This window comes from Arcobacter arenosus, assembly GCF_005771535.1.
Taxonomy (GTDB): Bacteria; Campylobacterota; Campylobacteria; order Campylobacterales; family Arcobacteraceae; genus Halarcobacter; species Halarcobacter arenosus.
In genome coordinates this window covers 163,221-180,420 of the sequence record NZ_VANU01000004.1, presented here as the reverse complement: position 1 = coordinate 180,420, position 17,200 = coordinate 163,221, and the positions used below count along the sequence as shown (strand labels likewise).

Genomic DNA, 17,200 nt, shown 5'->3' with positions numbered 1-17,200 from the left:
GTTTTAAAAAGGCAATATTATATCGAATCTTTACTAAAATACAGAGTTTTAAAGTTTTTCATACCAAACTCTTTTAAAGTTAAAATCAATAAAATAAAACCACTTAAAGTACTTGCAAAAGCAAGACCAGCAGCTTCATATGGAATAATAAATATTAATGAAAATACAATGTTTGTCCCTAAGGCTTTCATTGATATTTTTGCAGCTAGAAATTGTTTTTCTTTTGCATAAAGCCAAAGAGAAAATATTTTAGCTAGTCCATATGGGATTAAACCTATTAGATACATAGTAAGAATTAATGCCGTGTTTGAAGTGTCATTTTCATTAAATGCACCCCTTTCAAATAAAAGCCATATAATCTCATTATTAAAAACAATTCCTATTAAAGTTGCGATTGATAATAAAGCAATTAATATAAGTGATGATTTTCGCATAAGATTTAAGGCTTTGCTTTCATCTTTATTTTTTATAGCCCTTGCTATCATAGGAAATAGGGCAACTGAGGTTGCTATTGCAAAAAGTGCTAGTGGAAGTTGAAAAACTCTATTTGCATAATATAAATATGAGATTGAACCTGTTACTAAAAATGATGCCAACCAAGTATCTAAAAAAGCTGAAATATGAGCAGTTGAACTTCCTAGTGTTGCACCTAAAAAGCTTTTGTAAAATCTATTTTCCTCTTTTTTATTATGTTTTTTGAAGGTAAATATTTTACATAGGTTTTTGTTTTTTATGGCAATTATATGAACTAAAACTTGAAGTAAACCTCCAACTAAAACCCCATAAGAAAGGTAATAAGTTATTTCATACTTATCCATCCCTTTTGATATTAAAAGTGCAGCTATTAGTGCAAGATTTAAAAGGGCTGTTGAAAATGCAGTTGTAGCAAAATGGTGTTTATATTGAAGTAAAGCCGCCATAAAAGTAACAATAAAAATTAATGGTAAATAATAAAAGTTTATTGCAACTAAAGGGGCTGCTAATTCAACAGTTTTTGTATCAAACCCTAAAGCAATAGCTTTAGTTATAAGTGAAGAAAATAGGGTAACAAACAATGATAAAACAATCAAAAATCCAATTAATTGTAAAAATATCATTGATGAAAATCTAATCTTATGTTTTGCCTTTGCATATGAAGGGATAAATGCTTGAGTAAATGCACCTTCTGCAAAAATTCTTCTAAATAGATTTGGTAACTTAAAGGCAACAAAGAAAATATCAGAGTAGATATTTGCTCCTAAGATTGAAGCTGTTAGTAAATCCCTTAGAAAACCTAGAATTCTTGAAACTAAAATTCCACTACTGTTTGTAAAAATTGATTTGATTAACATTAGTCTATTTTCTCATGTAACAATATTTGGAATTGGTCTTTGTAATATGATAGGTGTGCTTTTGGTATAACAATATTTTTATTCTCTTTTGGTAAGTTTTCTTTTTTTAATGCGTAAACTCTAATTTTACCTTTATCCAGGTATAAATAACCTTTTTTATAATATCCTTTTAGGTTTTTTATTATCTCATTTTGGTTTTTAAAATTAAAAATATCAATCTTTTCTTGACTTAAATAGAAAGATTCATAGTCAAGGTATTTCCCATTGTATTTTTTAATTTTAAATTCAATTATCTCTTTTAATCCAAAATAATCTTTGATTTTTGAAACTTCTAAATCATAAGAAAAACCTTCTTTTAAATCTTTTGCATTGTTATAAAGATAAATTGCTCTATCATCTTTTTGTTTTATAATTGCATTATTTCCCTTTTTATAAATTACAATTACATCATTAAGTTCAATTTTCTCTTGTAGTTTTACTTTTTCATAAAGTTGAGAGATTTTATTTATTTCTAAATTTTGGTACTCTTTTAAAGGGTTTCTTTCTATTTTTTTTGTGGAAAATTTTGCAATAATTGGTAAATGGTCTGAAAAACCATCTCCTTTATGAGTTTTGTTTTTTATTTCCCATCTTAAGATTTTTTTATTTTTATATAAATACTCAGGCTTGAAAACATAAAAACTATCTAAAAGGTAGGAAATTTTTTTATTATCAAATAGTGCAGGGGATAAAATTATATTATCAGGGGTTGTATTCTTTCCTTTATATTTATTTGAAAATCTTTCATTAAAATCTAAGTCAAGCCAAAGATTATAATGAACCCTCTCATCTCTTTCTAACATATCATTTAAACTTACAAATCTTTTTTCTATAGTTGTATTTAGAACTTGGTTAATCCCTGTAATTCCATTTGCATTATTTAGTTTTGGCTCTTTATAAATAGTTTCAAATTCATTATAATTTGAGTTAAAATCCCCTAATAAAATATAATCATAATCTCTTGGGAGATTATTAACCCTATCAAATAGGTTTTTTGCATATTTTATTCTATAACTTTCAGCAACTCTTTTTGAGGGCCAATGGTTATTAAATATTTTAAATTGAATATTTTTAATTTCAAATGTTGTTTCTAATATTGGTCGATAAGTTTTTTTTGAAAATCTTATGTTTAAACTATTATTTGAAACAATTTTGATTTTACTTAAAAAACCAATTCCCACTGAGGAATTTTCATATTTATCGAAAGAATAGTATTTATATTTTGGTGTTTTTTTTAAAAGAAGTTTCATTAATTCTTTAGATTCTATCTCTTGTAAAGCAATAATATCTGCATCTAAATCATTTAGGACTTTTATTAAGTTATTTAATTTTATTTCAAAGGTTTTTTTATTCCAATTTGATTTTGTATTTGGAATATATTCTTTATAATCGCTTTTATCATGGGTTAAATCAAAAAGGTTTTCAACATTGTATGAGGCAACTGTAAATTGTTTTGCATAAAGAGATATTCCAAGAAATATGATTAGCAATAGTTTTTGCAAAAGTACTCCAAAATTATAGATATCTAATAATTTCGTATTTTATCGTTTTTTTTACAAGAGTAGATGAATTCTACTCTTGCTCTTTAGGAAGTTTTATTTTTTACTATTAAGTCTTGATTGATATTCTTGTGGATGTTTACAAACAGGGCACATTTTAAGAGCTTTTTTACCTCTATGAACATGACCACATACTTCACAAATCCATTCTTCCTCTTCATTTTCACTAACATATTCTTCTCCAGCTTCAAGTCTTCTTTTTAACTCTTTGTACATATTTTCATGCTCAATTTCAATTTTTCCAATCATATCAAGCATTTTTGAAATTTGTGAATGACCTTCATCTTTTGCAACTTTTGCAAAATCTGGATACATAGTTACATTTTCATAAGATTCACCATCAATTGCAATTTGAAGATTTTCTACTGTATCACCAAACTCTTTCCCCGTTTTTAACATATTACATGCTTTTAATTCTAATTTAGCATGCATTTTTTCATTGTTGGCAGCTCTTTGGAAGTGTTCAGCTATATCTCTATAACCTTCTTTTTGAGCTATTTTTGCAAAATATTCATATTTGTTTCTAGCCATTGATTCACCAGCAAATGCTTTCATAAGATTAACTTGAGTTAAATCTTCAGTAATCATCTCCATCTCTTCGCCACAACATGTTAGTTTCCCTCCACCAACATTTTGAACCTCTACTATATTTCCACACTTGTTACACTTATATGATTCATATTGTCTCATTTTAACTCCTTATTAAGATAGATATCTATTATTAATATCAAATTAAATTAATAGAATAATTTATATCAATTATATATTTTAAAGATATAATTTAGCTTAAAGGAAAATAATTATCAATTACTAATTTACATTAATAAATAAAATTCAAAGGTTTTTTTAATAATATTACATAATCGTAAAGAATCTGCACATACTATCTTTGAAATATTTATGAGCAGGAAAGGAAATAAAATGTTTAATAGTTCGATTCTATTAAAAGAGTACAATTTAAAAGTTACTCCTCAAAGGGTAGCTATTGTAGAAGAATTGTATAAAAATGGACATATGAATATTGATGATCTTTATAAGAATCTTTTAGAAAAATTTCCTTCAATCTCTTTGGCAACTATATATAAAAATGTAAATGCAATGGTTGAAAAAATATTTTTAAATGAAGTTAAAGTTCCAGATGCTAAAACAGTTTATGAGTTAGTAAAAGAGGAACATTCTCATTTAGTTTGTTCATCATGTGGAAAAATTGAAGATATCATAATTGATACATCTGTTTTAAATAATACTTTATCTTCTGTATCAAATTTTAAAATTGACAATACAGAAGTTGTGTTCCAAGGAACATGTGAAAAATGTCAATAATTCAAGATAGCCTATAGGCTATTTTGAATAACTAATCCTAAAACAACTAACAATACAATTCCCGCACTTTTATTATATAACTTATTTGCAGTTATAAATACTAACATTAGTGAAAGAATAAATGCTGCTGTTATATCAAAAAAGTTTGCAACTAAATTTACATTTAATGTATTTACAATAGATGAAAGTCCTAAAACCATAGTAAAGTTTGCAACATTTGAACCTATGATATTTCCAATTGCTAAATCTGCATTGTTGTTTAGTGCTGCTTTTATAGAAATAGTAAGTTCTGGTAAAGATGTTCCAAATGCAACAAGGAATAAACCAATTATCCATTCACTAATACCAAAATCTCTTGCAATATTTCCTGCACTATCAATTGCAAAGTCTGCTCCACCAATTGTTAGAACAAAACCAACTAATAAAAAGCCAATTGTTTTAAACCAGGCAAACTTCTCTTTATCTAAATCATTTTCAATCTCTTCAACTTGATTTGAGCTAATAAGAAAGGTTAAATAAGCAACCATTAAAATTAAAAATAAAATTCCATCAACTATATTTAGTTTCCCATCAATTCCCATTAGAATAAATACTAAAATAGGAAATAAAGCCCATGCAGAATCTTTGGCAAAAAGATCTCTATCTGGATTGATTTTCTTTGATATTATAAATACTGCACCTAAAACCAAAGCAATATTAAAAATTGTACTACCAATTACATTTGCAACTGCAATATCACCACTCCCTTTTAAAGAGGCTGACATTGAAACAGCCATTTCAGGTAACGATGTTCCAAGTGCAACTAATGTTGCTCCAATAACAAAAGGTGAAATATTATAATGAAGTGCGATTTTTTCACTCTCTTCAATTATATAATCAGCTCCATAAATTAGTGCGGTCATTGATACTACAAATATTAAAATATCCATTTAAAACCTTTCTTAAGAGTTTCTAACTATTAAACTGTCAGGAAGATTATACTTTTTTATAAGTTCTTCCTCTTTTTGTCTATGTTCACCATTATCAACTTCATGGTCAAATCCAAGTAGATGTAAAATTCCATGAATAAACAATAGTTTCATCTCATCTTCAAAACTATGATTATATTCACTAGCTTTTTCACTGATAAAATCTGTTGAGATAATAATTGAACCTAATGGCATATTTGGTAAATCAAACTCCAAAGGGAAAGATAAAACGTCAGTTGCTTTATCTATATTTCTATGCTCTTTATTAATCTTTCTCATTTGTTCATTCTCAACAAATATCAGTTCAATGTCTTTAGAAGTTAAATTATTTTTTATAACTTCAAGTTTTTTTATATCTATATTTATATCAGTGTTGTTTTCAAGTTCAATCATGATTTTCCAATAAAATTTTGCGGATTATATCTAAACTTTTCATATTAGAAGATAAAAAGTTAAATTTCATTATTATATTACAAATAAATTACATATTGGGAGTATACATGGAATTAGAAGTAGGTACAACGGCAACGATAGAATATAAGGTTTTAGAAAAAGATTTAGCAAAAAATTTAGAAATCTCTGCTGACGACAATTTCCCACCAGTTATGGCGACTGCTAGAATGGTAGCACTTATGGAATGTTCTGCGGCAAAAGCAATGAAACCACTTTTAGGAGATGGTAAATTATCTGTTGGGGTAGAAGTAAATGTAAAACATTTAGCACCTACACTTGAAGGTGATATTGTTATTTCAACTGCAACTTTTGTTGGTATGGAAGGGAAATTATATAAATTTGAAATTGAAGCAAAAGATTCAGGTGGAGTAATTGGAGCTTGTGTACATACAAGAGCTATTGTTACAGAAGAAAGATTAATGGCAGGGGCTAATAAAAGAATAGGAAAGTAGATTGATTTGAGCTATTTAGAATAGCTCAATCATTTTTGGTACTTCATCTACACTAAAAGTTTTAAGGTCAAGTTTTAGATTTGGTTTTTGTGCAATAACAGCTTTTTTTATACCTTGTGCTTGGGCTTCTTTTAATCTCATATCTACAGAATATACATCTTTAATCTCACCTGTTAATGAAACTTCACCAATAAATACAGACTCTTTTGAAATAGGTCTATCCCTAAAGCTTGATATAATTGCAGCAATAACAGCTAAGTCTGCTGAGCTTTCTTTGATTTTTATACCACCTGAAATATTTATAAAAACGTCATAATGGTTTAGTGGTAAATCAATCTTTTTTTCAAGTAGGGCTAAAAGCATATTTAATCTATTTGCATCAAAACCTGTGGCAGATCTTTTTGGATTAGGGTAAGTTGATTCAGTTACAAGTGCTTGAACTTCTATAATCAAAGCACGACTTCCTTCCATAACTACACTTAAAGCGGAACCACTTTGAGCTTTACTTTTATCAAAGAATTTTGAGGCAATATCTTTTGCACTTATCAAACCCTCTCCCGTCATCTCAAAAATTCCAATTTCAGAAGTTGAACCAAATCTATTTTTAAACCCTCGAAGCATTCTAAGCTCTCTACTTGCTTCCCCTTCAAAATATAAAACTGTATCAACCATATGCTCTAAAACCCTTGGTCCTGCTATTGAACCATCTTTTGTGATATGACCAATTATAAACATAGCTATATCACTCTCTTTTGCTTTTCTCATAAGTTCAAAGGTGATTTCTCTCACTTGAGATACACTTCCTGGAGCAGAAGTTAAAGCACTAGAATAGATAGTTTGAATAGAGTCAATAATACAAACTTCATAATCAGCTCGTAATAACTCGTCTTGAATCTCTTCAAGTTTTATTTCTGAAAGTAAAAAAAGATCTTCATGATTTGCGTCAAGTCTATTTGCTCTAAGTTTTATTTGTCCTGAACTCTCTTCCCCTGATACATATAAAACTTTTTTTCCAGATGCGGCAATACTTCCTGCAACTTTTAGTAGAAGTGTAGATTTACCAACACCCGGGCTTCCTCCAATAAGTGTTAAACTTCCTGGAACAATTCCACCACCTAAAACTAAATCAAACTCATCATTGTTTGATGAGAATCTTGTAACATCATCTTGTTTTATTTGTGTTATTGGAGTTGCTTTTGAAGTTGAGTTCACTACTTTTGCTGTTTGTTTTAGTACTTCTTGTTGCTCTTGGTTTAATTCTATAAAGCTGTCCCAACTTCCGCAGTTTGGGCATTTACCAAGCCATTTTGTACTTTGCTCTCCACAATGTTGACACTCAAAAAGTGATGTTTTCTTTTTAGCCATTTTTACAACCTTTTTATTTTATGATGGAATTATAATAAAAAAAATTTAAAGGGATAAAAAATATGACATTTTGCAATTTTTTATAAATATATAATAAATAATTGGATTTAAGTCTTTTATTTATATAATGCATATTCAAAATAAATAGTTGTCTGGGACGCTTTGCTTACCATGCGCCCGTTATGTATTTTACGAGGAAATTTGTATGGAAGTAACAATTGGAAGATCTTCAGAGCATGCCTTTGTTAATGTGGAAAATGAGCCAGTACTTTTCGGGCTATTTAATTGGGCGTTATATACCAATGAACCAAAGGTCATAAATGTTAATAAAACTCATCTTAATTATCAGTATTTTCTTTTGTTTTGAAATAAATGCTCAAGATATTGATAATAAAACTTTTAATAAAATCAATACATATATTGAAGATGTACAAAACAAAGCAAATATTCCAGCAATATCAATAGGAGTAATCAAAGGGGATAGTTTAATCTATAAAAAAATTTATTCGAAAGATAAAACTATCACACCAGATACATTGTTTTATATTGGTTCTTTAACCAAATCATTTACTGCCTTAGCCATTATGCAATTAGTTGATGATGGAAAAATAAACTTAGACGACTCAATTAAAAAGTATCTTCCTTGGTTTAAAATAAAAGATATGAAAAGCGTAGATAATATAACTATACGAACACTACTAAACCAGACAAGTGGATTCTCTACTTATGAGGGATTGAAAAATTTTGATGATTGGGATAGTAGTGATTTTGCTTTAGAAAAAACTGTTCGAGCTTTAGAAAATGTCTCTCTTGAAACTAAGCCTTCAACTACTTTTCATTATTCAAATATAAACTATCAGATTTTAGGTTTAGTTATAGAAAAAGTAACAAAGCTTTCTTATAATCAATATATGAAAGAAAATATATTTGACAAACTTGATATGAAAGATAGTCTTGCATCAATAAACAATATAGATAAAGCAAATATAGCACAAGGGCATAGACTCTGGTTTGGACAAGCAGTAGAAAGTAATTTCCCTTTTAGTAGAGTATTACTTCCTGCTGGATATATAATCTCAAATGTAGAAGATATGAGTAAATATCTAATCGCACAGTTAAATGAGGGAAGCTATAAAAAAGAGCAAAAAATTTTACCTTCCATTCTCAAACAAATACAAACTCCAAGTGCTACGATATTCAAAGATAAAATCTATTATGGATTTGGATGGTTTATAGATACAAGTGACGAAGTTTATTTAAATCATTTAGGCTCTACTCCTGGATATACAAGTGCAATGATAATATACCCAAAAGAAAGCTTAGGCGTTATTGTACTTACAAATGCCACTTCATTCACACTTGGAAGTAAAGATTTAAATTCAATTGCTGGTGGAATTGTAGATATAATTAAAAATAAAGAAGTAAAAAGTAACGAAATAGATATAATCTCAATATCAGCATACATATTTTTTATTGCCTTGATAATTATTCAGTTGTATTTTCTATATCGTTTAATTAAAAAGTTTAAAACTATTTCAACATATAAAGTGATAATATCGATTGTACTAGATGTATTAATTATGATTTTATTGTTTTTAATTGTACCTAGGTTATATGATTTAACATTTAGTGGATTTTTGATGTTTGTGCCAGATATAGGGTATTTAATGTTGAGTTCAATTATTATATCATTCTTTGGACTAATAGGGAAAAACATAGTATTAATGAAAATATATAACAAAACTTTGGAAAGAAATATTTGACCCTGCGGCTCAAATATTTCTCAACTCAAACGTTATGTAAAGGTCAAATATGAAGCAATGTCCTAATTGTCATGAAAAAACAATTCCTATGGATTGGATTCTCTTTCATCAAATTTTGAAAAAAAATTGTAATTTTTATGAATGTCCAAATTGCAAAAAAAATATAAGACAGGTCATTTATTTAATTTTAGTGTTATCTACACACCATTTACAGACATAATTATGACACCAATTTTTTTATTTATATTATATATAGCTTATGGTTTTATTAATAGTATATTATTGATTCTTAGTTTTCTTATTGGGTATACTGTATTTTTTTTAATGCAACAATATTTTGTTCCATTGGAACTTTCAATTGAAACAAAATGTGAAGAAAAAGGATTGACAAAAATTCAAGCCTTTTTTTCATTGATACTTATTGTATTAATTATTGGCTTTACAGTTTATACACTATTAATAAAACCATTGATTTTAAATGAACCAATTTTTACATAACAAAGCAGTTGAGCCAATAAATTACCCTGCGGGCAATTCATTGGCTCATTTTAAACGTTAGCTACATAAATGAACATTTCTTTCCTCGTTTTCGACTCCAAGGTTATCTTAAAAAATATTACCTCTTGACAAAGCGTACGTTATTTAGTACAATATGTTAAATTTACAAAAAAGGTTACCCATGACAAGAATCATGTCAGTAAGTCAAGTTAGAAAAGATATTTACAATGTTATGGATGAAACAGCACAAACTCATGAGCCGGTACTTATTACTGGGAAAAGAAATAATGTAGTTATGTTATCACAAGAAGACTGGAATGCAATAGAAGAAACACTGTATTTAAATTCTATACCTAATATGGCATCTTCAATTCAAGAGTCAATGAGTGCAGATGACAGTGAGTTTAGTGAAGATATTGAATGGTAGAGTATAAAATACTTTACTCAAAACTAGCACTTAAAGATGCTAAAAAATTAACAAGTGCCAATTTAGATAAAAAAGCTAAAGAGCTTATTGAAATAATAAGAAAAGATCCCTTTCAAAACCCACCTCCTTATGAAAAATTGGTAGGCAATTTAAATGGCTCATACTCAAGAAGAATAAATATACAGCATAGACTGGTTTATGAAGTAAAAGAAGATGAAAATAAAGTAAGAATTTCTAGAATGTGGTCTCATTATGGAGAATAAGATAAAAAAATCTAGCACCGTACAGATATCTGTCGATTAAGTTAAACGTTATAGAAATAAAAGAGTTGCTTAAGATTCTGTTTTTGCTAATAATGCTTTCATTAATTCAGCTTTTGATTGTAATTCAAAATCTATATTTTTTAGCCAGTCTTCAATTACTTCTTTTTTGTATTTTAGTTCTCTTTGCTTATATGCTTCAGCTTCAGCTTCTTTATCCCAATTGCCATCTTCATCTAAAAATGAATCTTTCGCATAAACTCCATCTAGAGTTATTTTAGTTGGTATTTTATTATTGTTTTTATCTAAAGTGTATCCATCAAGCTGTACTAATTGTGATGGTGGTGGAGTATAAGCTTCACTACTTATTTCTTTAATGGTAGCTCTAAAATCTGTTGGTTTATCAAATTGACTAAATTGATCCATCATAGAATTATTTGAATCAATAACTGTACTAAGAAAACCGATATTAAATTTATTTACAATATTATCAATCGAAGACATAAAAAACTCCCCTTATTATTAAATAAATAATCAATATTATAACAAAATAAATGTAAATTTATACTCTTTTTTGTATCATACAAACTTAAATAATTTAAAATTTATTATTTTATTTTAACCAAACAATAAATTCTAACAAATCAAAGGAAAAACCATGAAGTATTTAAATATTTTATTTATGCTACTTTTATCTTTTTTTATAGTTGGTTGTGCTTCTAAGATTACAGATGCATCAACTAAAGCCACGTCAAAATTGAATATAGAGGTTACTAATTTTGCAGAAGAAAGAAGTATTACAAATACTGAAAATGTTTATTTAACTCTTAAAAATACAGATGAAAGTTGGGGTGGAGAGCAACTGATTAAAAGTAACCAGCCTAAGTATTCTTTTACAATACCAGCAAAAGAAGAACTTAACTTTACACTAAATTTAATGCAAGGTGGTGGTGGTTTTTCCGCTGCTTGTGGTGCGGCGTTAAAACTTACAACTAAAGAAAACTCTAATTTAACGGCTAAATTTAATTTTATTCGTGAAAAAGATAGTGTTAAAGTTGTTGGTTGTACTTTAGATATCTATTCTGGAAACAAGTTATTAAACTCATACAAAGGTAGTTCAAACATTACCCTTTATAAAGTTAAGTTTTTATACTTGTAATTTATTTTACATTAAAAGAAAGGCTTAAATTAAATGACAAAAATAGGAACTTTAATATTTTTTTGTGGAAAAATGGGGGCTGGAAAATCAACAAAATCAAAAGAGTTTGCTTTAGAAAATAATGCAGTTTTAATATCAGAAGATGAGTGGTTGTCAATTTTATATCCTCAACAAATCTCATCTTTTGATGATTATATAAAATATTCTGCTCTATTAAGACCGTTGATTAAATACCATGTTCAAAAAATTCTTTTAACTAATACAAATGTTGTTTTAGATTTTCCTGCTAATACTATAAAACAAAGAGCATGGCTTAAAAGTATTTCAAAAGAGATAAATGCTCAACACCAATTGATATATTTAGATATTAGTGATGAACAATGTTTAAAACAAATAGCAAAAAGACGACTTGAACAACCTGAACGTTCAGCTTTTGATACAGAAGAGATGTTTTATCATGTAACTAAGTACTTTGAATCACCTTTAGAAAGTGAAGAATTAGAGATTAAAGTAATAGCTGAGAAGATATGATAAAAAACAACTATTTAAAACTTTACCTTTGATTATTGAATTTTAATCTTATTAAAAAAGCTAAGAATTATAGAAAGAATTACATATATAAAAAAGAAATAAAATCCAACTTCAATTTGGGTTACTATTTTTGACATTCCACTATTTACTGATGATAGATACACCAAAAATATTGATAAAACAAATACATCAGTCATAGACCATTTACTAAGAGCTGAAAGTAGTTTTGTAGTTTTATTTACTATTGAAACATGATTTATAAATACATTTACAAATGAAAGTAGGGTTTTAATAAATGGAAAAACTACAGAGAAAAGTAAGATAATTATTCCTACAAAATATTTTTCTTGTACATATATAAGTTTGTTTATAGATTCTATTATAGTAAGGGATTCAAACTGTAAAATTGCATCTTTTATATTTACAATATTTTGAAAATTATAATCAAGTAAAATATACATCATAAAAATAGGGCTTATAAGACCAAATACAAGACTTAGAATTGTGACACTATGTAAGTATGTTAGAAAGATCTTTTTTGAAACAACAAAAAAACTTAGAAGTGATAGAGTAATAATAGTTGCAAAGATAATTACATATTCTATTGGTTTTTCTTTTAGGTTTTCTAGTTGTAATTTTTTTGATGGTATTTCATCTTTAGTTACTTTAGGATTTTGTCCTAAAAGTGCTCCTATCAAACCATTTAACATCTCTTGTGTGTTTTTTTCTACACTATTTTTTATTGTTTGTTCTTGTGCATATTGTTTGTAGGTATTTTCATAGATTTTTGCATTTTTATATGAGTTAAAAGCAAGAAATAAAAGAGAAATGAATACAGCTGTTAAAATAAAACTTGAAATAAGATTTTTTGTCATTTGTGTTACCTTTAAATTTAAAGTGCAATTATAATCAAATATATTTAAGAGATTAAATAATATGTTAAAATGTTAATGCAAAGGATTAATATGTTTGTTGAGTTAAAAACATTATATAGTGAAATTGAAGCACAGATTTTAGTTTCTTTGTTAAAAGATAGAAATATTGAATCTATAATTGATAAAGATGATGCAGGGGGAATGCATCCTCATCTGCAAGCAACTGAAGGTGTAAAAGTATTGGTGAAAAAAGAAGATTACGATATTGCTAAATCAATTTTAGAAAAAACAAATGATAATTTGCCTTCATGGAGATGTAAAAATTGTAATGAAGTACATGAAGGACAGTTTTTAGTATGTTGGAATTGTGGAGAAAGTAAGTATTAAGATATTATTTAAGTAATAAGTGAATAAAATTCTTTTTTAATTAAAGGATTAATGATAATAGATTCAAGGGAAGTTTGCTTCACATGTTATAGACCAAAAAGTTCTTGTATGTGTTCATACATAAAAAGAATTAAAACTAAAACTAAATTTGTAATTTTAATGCATCCCAAAGAGTTTAGAAAAACAAAAAATGGAACAGGTCATTTTACAAATCTTTCATTACCTAATTCAGAGATACATATAGGAATAGATTTTACTAATCATAAAAGAGTAAATGAAATAATTGAAAATAAAAATATAAACTCCTATGTACTTTATCCAGGCCTTGATAGTATTGATTTAAATACTAAGCCAATTGGAACTAATAAAAAAGAAAATGTGATATTTATTATAGATTCCACTTGGCCTTGTTCTAAAAAAATGTTAAGACTAAGTAAAAATTTAGAGACCTTACCAAAAGTTAGTTTTCAATACACAGAAAAGTCAGATTTTAAAATCAAAACGCAGCCAAATCAATATTGTTTATCTACCATTGAATCAACCCTTTGTGTTCTTAAATTGTTGAATAAACATAATTTAGAAGATATTTCAAATAAAGAGTTTGATAATTTTTTACAGCCATTTTCAAAGATGGTTGAGTATCAAATAACTTGTTCTTTAAATAAAGAGATTAGATACAAATGAGTGGGATAAAACTTTTTTGTGATGGTAGTGTAAATCCACAAAGTAAAATTGGTTTTGGAGCTTTTTTTGTATATGATGAAAATTTAGAAAGTCAAAGTATATTTGTGAAAAAATTTGAAAATACCTCTTCAACAAAACTTGAACTAGAGGTTTTGCTTTGGGCTTTAGAAGATTTGAAAGAGTCTGAAATTACAGTATATACAGATTGTCAAAATATTTTGCAATTAGAAAAAAGAAAAGAAAAATTAGTAGGGAATGATTTTTTAACAAGTAGTGGTAAAAAAGTTAAAAATGAAGAGCTTTACAAAAAATTTTATGCAAAAATAAAGAATCTAAGTTTGAACTTTGTTAAAATAAAAGGTCACAAAAAAACTGCTTTAAAAGATGACCTTGATAAGCTTTTTAATTTAGTTGATAAAGCATCAAGAAAAGCACTTAGAGAATTTAATAAAAAAGAGAAAATATGATTATATATATACATGGTTTTGGAAGTAGTGGGCATGGCGGTAAAGCAACACTTTTTAGGGAATATTTTGAAGATGAGGTTATTGCTCCATCTTTATCATATGTACCAAATTTGGCAATAGATACTTTAGAACAACTAATTGAATTACTTTTAGAAAAAGATGAAAATGTAGGTTTAGTAGGTTCATCTTTAGGTGGATATTATGCTCTTTATTTAGCTAACAAATATGATTTAAAAGCTGTATTAATTAATCCTGCTATTTACCCATATAAAACTTTAGACAAAGTTGGTATGGCAATGAATTATTATGATAGTACATCTTTTGAAGTTACAACAGAGCATATTCAACAACTTAAAGCTTTAGAAGTAAATGAGATAAAAAATCAAGAAAATTTTATAACACTGCTTCAAACAGAAGATGAGGTATTAGATTATACTGAGGCTGAAGAAAAATTAAGTGAAAGTGAACTTATAATAGAAGAGGGTGGAAACCACTCTTTTGAAAATATAGAAAGCTATTTTAGAAAAATAGGTAGTTTTTTAGGGGAGTAGATTATTCCCCTAATATTTATATGGTACAACTTCACTTTGATAAAATTCACCTTTAATTAGTATACCATCTTCATTTGATTTTATTTTTTTTAAATCACTCTCTTCCCCATTTAATTCATATTTATATTGGTTTTCTTTAGAAGCAATTTTTATTCTACTTTGTCTTGAATTAAATTGAGTCTCCTCTTTAGGTTCAATAAATACAATTTCAGATTGAATAGATTTTATGTTTAGTTTTTGTTTTGGAACTTTTAAAAAGCATCTTGATTGTTTTATTATAAAAGTAGTTTTGTTTTGAGTATTTTTATTCCCTTCACAACTTACTTCAAATACATCTTTGTCACTTCCATAAAGTACAACTTTTGCTTGTTCAATATCTAAAGAGTCGATATTATCAATTTTTTTCCATTGGTTTTCAACTTTTGAATCAATTGTATTAGCATCAAATTTTGCATAATCAAATGGGTCTTTAATTATATTATAAATAAAAATTCCAACAGCAATAGAAACTACAATAAGGAAAATAATAATTGTAAAAATAGCCTTTTTAGTTTTTGACCATATTTTTTTACCTTTAGATTCTTTAATGGGCATATCTTCTAAATAACTATTAGCAAGTTCTTCTGGTATCCCAAATCTTTCAACAAGTAAAGAATAGCTAGCGTCACTTTCTTCAATATAACTTTCTATCTCTTTTATTATCTCTTCTCTTTTTTTATTATCAAGAACAGATAAATGATTTTTCAACTCTTTTATATAATCATTAGTTTTCATCTTATCTCCTTTAATTTTTCTAAGCTTTTATTGTGTGAATCGTAGGTTTCAATTAATCTAGGTAAAATTTTTCCACCTTTTTCACTTATTTTGTATTCTCTTTTTGGATGCCCACTTGTTTTAGGCATATTCCAAGAAGACTCTAACCATCCGTTTTGTTCCATTCTATTTAATAGAGGATATAATGTTCCCTCATTTATACTTAGTTCAACTTCTTCAAAAGCTTTTATAAGAGCTACTCCATGTAATGCTCCACTATTTTTGAGTGTAATAAGTGTACATAGTTCTATATAGCCTTTTCTAAATTGTGATAACCATTTTTTATAATCTTCTTCCATGCTTACTCCTTTTACATATCTAATTGTATCACAATTTACTATGTAATGCAAAGTAAATTGTATTAAAAATGATAAATTTACAGAATTAATTTATTAAAAGTCCTATAAAATGGGCTTCTTAAAAATTAAAAAATTTTAGATTTTTTTGAAAAGTTTATTTAGTGTTTGATTGAATAGGTATAAATATTAAAATAGTTTGAATCTATTTTAAAGTTTTTGTAGAGTTTTTACTAGTTTATAGGTGTTTATTACATCATCAAAAAATAGATTATAAAAAAGTTTGTTTTCAATAATTTTAGTTAAAAACTTTAATTTTAAAGCAATAGATTTTAACTCTTTATCAATCCCTTCTTTTTTTGTTTCTTTCATATAAATATCAATAATCTCTTTATAGTCAATATCTTTTTTTAATTCTGTTAGTGAGAATAAAAATAAAAAGAAATCTCTAAATTGAATATCTTCTAATTTAAAGTTTTTATCAAAACTATCTTCAAAATCAATGGCACTTACAACACCATTTTTAAAGGTATAATTTTTTACTTGTGGACCACCGTGGTATTCATTATTATTATGTATTTTTATCAATAGATTTAATGTATCTTTTAATCTATTTTCAAATACAGTTTTTTCAAGTTCTTTACTTCTTAAAAAACTTTTTATAGTTACCCCATTGTCTTCTAAAACAAAAACTTCACCGTTGCATCCTAAGACTTTAGGAACATTAATATTTTTTTCTTTTAGTCTTTGAAGTTTCGAAACCTCATGTATTAAAGTTTGTTCTTTTGTTTTGTTTTCAACTGGCATAAGACCTTTTATATTTGTAAAAGAATATGCCATTTTATGAAAGATATTTGATTTAGTTGCCCTTGGCCTTTTTATCCAAACAATCTCATCATTGTATGTGTGTCTAATTATCTCTTTATTGTTGATTTTTATTTCATTTAGAACAGATTTTTCAAGTTCTTTACTAACAAAAAAGTTGATATTTTTATCCAT

General features: G+C 26.9%; 23 protein-coding genes. 12 read left to right on the top strand and 11 right to left on the bottom strand.

Annotated features, from left to right (window positions below; all coding sequences use genetic code 11):
• Positions 1 to 17 precede the first annotated feature (17 nt).
• From murJ to FDK22_RS10060, 3 genes are all read right to left on the bottom strand, one after another.
• Positions 18 to 1,331: a murein biosynthesis integral membrane protein MurJ gene (gene murJ, locus FDK22_RS10070; RefSeq protein ID WP_138152833.1), complete on the bottom strand. Its 1,314-nt coding sequence runs from the start codon at positions 1,329 to 1,331 to the stop codon at positions 18 to 20.
• On the bottom strand, positions 1,331 to 2,872 hold the full coding sequence (locus tag FDK22_RS10065) for an endonuclease/exonuclease/phosphatase family protein (protein WP_228711694.1): 1,542 nt from the start codon (positions 2,870 to 2,872) through the stop codon (positions 1,331 to 1,333). Before FDK22_RS10065 ends, murJ begins: the two co-directional genes overlap by 1 nt.
• 93 nt (positions 2,873 to 2,965) lie before the next feature.
• Positions 2,966 to 3,619, bottom strand: coding sequence for a ferritin family protein (locus FDK22_RS10060; RefSeq protein WP_138152829.1), 654 nt, complete (start codon positions 3,617 to 3,619; stop codon positions 2,966 to 2,968).
• 231 nt (positions 3,620 to 3,850) lie between these two features.
• Between FDK22_RS10060 and FDK22_RS10055 the strand changes: the two genes are divergently transcribed.
• Positions 3,851 to 4,252 (top strand): Fur family transcriptional regulator, encoded by a 402-nt coding sequence (locus FDK22_RS10055; protein WP_138152827.1) that lies wholly within the window; start codon positions 3,851 to 3,853, stop codon positions 4,250 to 4,252.
• 11 nt (positions 4,253 to 4,263) lie between these two features.
• On the opposite strand, the gene FDK22_RS10050 is transcribed toward FDK22_RS10055, so the two are convergent.
• Positions 4,264 to 5,181: a calcium/sodium antiporter gene (locus FDK22_RS10050; protein ID WP_138152825.1), complete on the bottom strand. Its 918-nt coding sequence runs from the start codon at positions 5,179 to 5,181 to the stop codon at positions 4,264 to 4,266.
• A 12-nt stretch (positions 5,182 to 5,193) separates the two neighbouring features.
• A complete protein-coding gene (gene ybeY, locus FDK22_RS10045; protein ID WP_138152823.1) occupies positions 5,194 to 5,613 on the bottom strand; it encodes an rRNA maturation RNase YbeY in 420 nt (139 codons plus the stop codon).
• A 107-nt stretch (positions 5,614 to 5,720) separates the two neighbouring features.
• Between ybeY and FDK22_RS10040 the strand changes: the two genes are divergently transcribed.
• Positions 5,721 to 6,125 carry a thioesterase family protein gene (locus FDK22_RS10040; RefSeq protein ID WP_138152822.1) on the top strand — a complete coding sequence of 135 codons (405 nt, stop codon included), beginning with the start codon at positions 5,721 to 5,723 and terminating at the stop codon, positions 6,123 to 6,125.
• 15 nt (positions 6,126 to 6,140) lie between these two features.
• Here FDK22_RS10040 and radA read toward each other — a convergent pair whose 3' ends face one another.
• Positions 6,141 to 7,490, bottom strand: a complete 1,350-nt coding sequence (gene radA, locus FDK22_RS10035) for a DNA repair protein RadA (protein ID WP_138152821.1) — start codon at positions 7,488 to 7,490, stop codon at positions 6,141 to 6,143.
• A 320-nt stretch (positions 7,491 to 7,810) separates the two neighbouring features.
• Between radA and FDK22_RS10030 the strand changes: the two genes are divergently transcribed.
• The 4 genes from FDK22_RS10030 to FDK22_RS10015 all read left to right on the top strand — a co-directional run bounded on the left by FDK22_RS10030 (position 7,811) and on the right by FDK22_RS10015 (position 10,441).
• On the top strand, positions 7,811 to 9,253 hold the full coding sequence (locus FDK22_RS10030; RefSeq protein ID WP_138152819.1) for a serine hydrolase domain-containing protein: 1,443 nt from the start codon (positions 7,811 to 7,813) through the stop codon (positions 9,251 to 9,253).
• 150 nt (positions 9,254 to 9,403) lie between these two features.
• Positions 9,404 to 9,751: a hypothetical protein gene (locus tag FDK22_RS10025; protein WP_138152818.1), complete on the top strand. Its 348-nt coding sequence runs from the start codon at positions 9,404 to 9,406 to the stop codon at positions 9,749 to 9,751.
• A gap of 181 nt (positions 9,752 to 9,932) precedes the next feature.
• Positions 9,933 to 10,178 carry a type II toxin-antitoxin system Phd/YefM family antitoxin gene (locus tag FDK22_RS10020; protein ID WP_138152816.1) on the top strand — a complete coding sequence of 82 codons (246 nt, stop codon included), beginning with the start codon at positions 9,933 to 9,935 and terminating at the stop codon, positions 10,176 to 10,178.
• Positions 10,172 to 10,441, top strand: coding sequence for a Txe/YoeB family addiction module toxin (locus FDK22_RS10015; RefSeq protein WP_138152814.1), 270 nt, complete (start codon positions 10,172 to 10,174; stop codon positions 10,439 to 10,441). Before FDK22_RS10020 ends, FDK22_RS10015 begins: the two co-directional genes overlap by 7 nt.
• Positions 10,442 to 10,510: 69 nt before the next feature.
• Here FDK22_RS10015 and FDK22_RS10010 read toward each other — a convergent pair whose 3' ends face one another.
• Positions 10,511 to 10,942 carry a hypothetical protein gene (locus FDK22_RS10010; protein ID WP_138152813.1) on the bottom strand — a complete coding sequence of 144 codons (432 nt, stop codon included), beginning with the start codon at positions 10,940 to 10,942 and terminating at the stop codon, positions 10,511 to 10,513.
• Between the two features lie 154 nt (positions 10,943 to 11,096).
• Here FDK22_RS10010 and FDK22_RS10005 point away from each other — a divergent pair, with 154 nt between their 5' ends.
• The gene (locus FDK22_RS10005) at positions 11,097 to 11,597 is read left to right on the top strand and encodes a hypothetical protein (RefSeq protein ID WP_138152811.1); all 501 of its coding nucleotides are present in this window, start codon (positions 11,097 to 11,099) and stop codon (positions 11,595 to 11,597) included.
• Between the two features lie 33 nt (positions 11,598 to 11,630).
• A complete protein-coding gene (locus tag FDK22_RS10000) occupies positions 11,631 to 12,128 on the top strand; it encodes a P-loop nucleotide/nucleoside kinase family protein (RefSeq protein WP_138152809.1) in 498 nt (165 codons plus the stop codon).
• A gap of 32 nt (positions 12,129 to 12,160) precedes the next feature.
• On the opposite strand, the gene FDK22_RS09995 is transcribed toward FDK22_RS10000, so the two are convergent.
• Positions 12,161 to 13,003: a paraquat-inducible protein A gene (locus FDK22_RS09995; protein ID WP_138152808.1), complete on the bottom strand. Its 843-nt coding sequence runs from the start codon at positions 13,001 to 13,003 to the stop codon at positions 12,161 to 12,163.
• Positions 13,004 to 13,093: 90 nt separating this feature from the next.
• On the opposite strand from FDK22_RS09995, the gene FDK22_RS09990 reads away from it, so the two are divergent.
• From FDK22_RS09990 to FDK22_RS09975, 4 genes are read left to right on the top strand one after another with little or no spacing between them, the layout of a single operon-like run.
• Positions 13,094 to 13,390 (top strand): putative signal transducing protein, encoded by a 297-nt coding sequence (locus FDK22_RS09990; RefSeq protein ID WP_171012966.1) that lies wholly within the window; start codon positions 13,094 to 13,096, stop codon positions 13,388 to 13,390.
• Between the two features lie 51 nt (positions 13,391 to 13,441).
• A complete protein-coding gene (locus FDK22_RS09985) occupies positions 13,442 to 14,074 on the top strand; it encodes a tRNA-uridine aminocarboxypropyltransferase (protein ID WP_138152804.1) in 633 nt (210 codons plus the stop codon).
• Entirely contained in the window at positions 14,071 to 14,541 is a 471-nt protein-coding gene (locus FDK22_RS09980; RefSeq protein WP_138152802.1) for a ribonuclease HI, read from the top strand. The genes FDK22_RS09985 and FDK22_RS09980 overlap by 4 nt, the downstream gene beginning before the upstream one ends.
• Positions 14,538 to 15,092, top strand: a complete 555-nt coding sequence (locus FDK22_RS09975; RefSeq protein ID WP_138152800.1) for a YqiA/YcfP family alpha/beta fold hydrolase — start codon at positions 14,538 to 14,540, stop codon at positions 15,090 to 15,092. Before FDK22_RS09980 ends, FDK22_RS09975 begins: the two co-directional genes overlap by 4 nt.
• 9 nt (positions 15,093 to 15,101) lie before the next feature.
• On the opposite strand, the gene FDK22_RS09970 is transcribed toward FDK22_RS09975, so the two are convergent.
• The 3 genes from FDK22_RS09970 to FDK22_RS09960 form a co-directional block, all read right to left on the bottom strand.
• Positions 15,102 to 15,866 (bottom strand): DUF1700 domain-containing protein, encoded by a 765-nt coding sequence (locus tag FDK22_RS09970; RefSeq protein ID WP_138152799.1) that lies wholly within the window; start codon positions 15,864 to 15,866, stop codon positions 15,102 to 15,104.
• Entirely contained in the window at positions 15,863 to 16,204 is a 342-nt protein-coding gene (locus FDK22_RS09965) for a PadR family transcriptional regulator (RefSeq protein ID WP_138152798.1), read from the bottom strand. The genes FDK22_RS09970 and FDK22_RS09965 overlap by 4 nt, the downstream gene beginning before the upstream one ends.
• Before the next feature lie 207 nt (positions 16,205 to 16,411).
• Complete coding sequence (locus FDK22_RS09960; protein ID WP_138152796.1) at positions 16,412 to 17,200, bottom strand: BUD32 family EKC/KEOPS complex subunit; 789 nt, start codon at positions 17,198 to 17,200, stop codon at positions 16,412 to 16,414.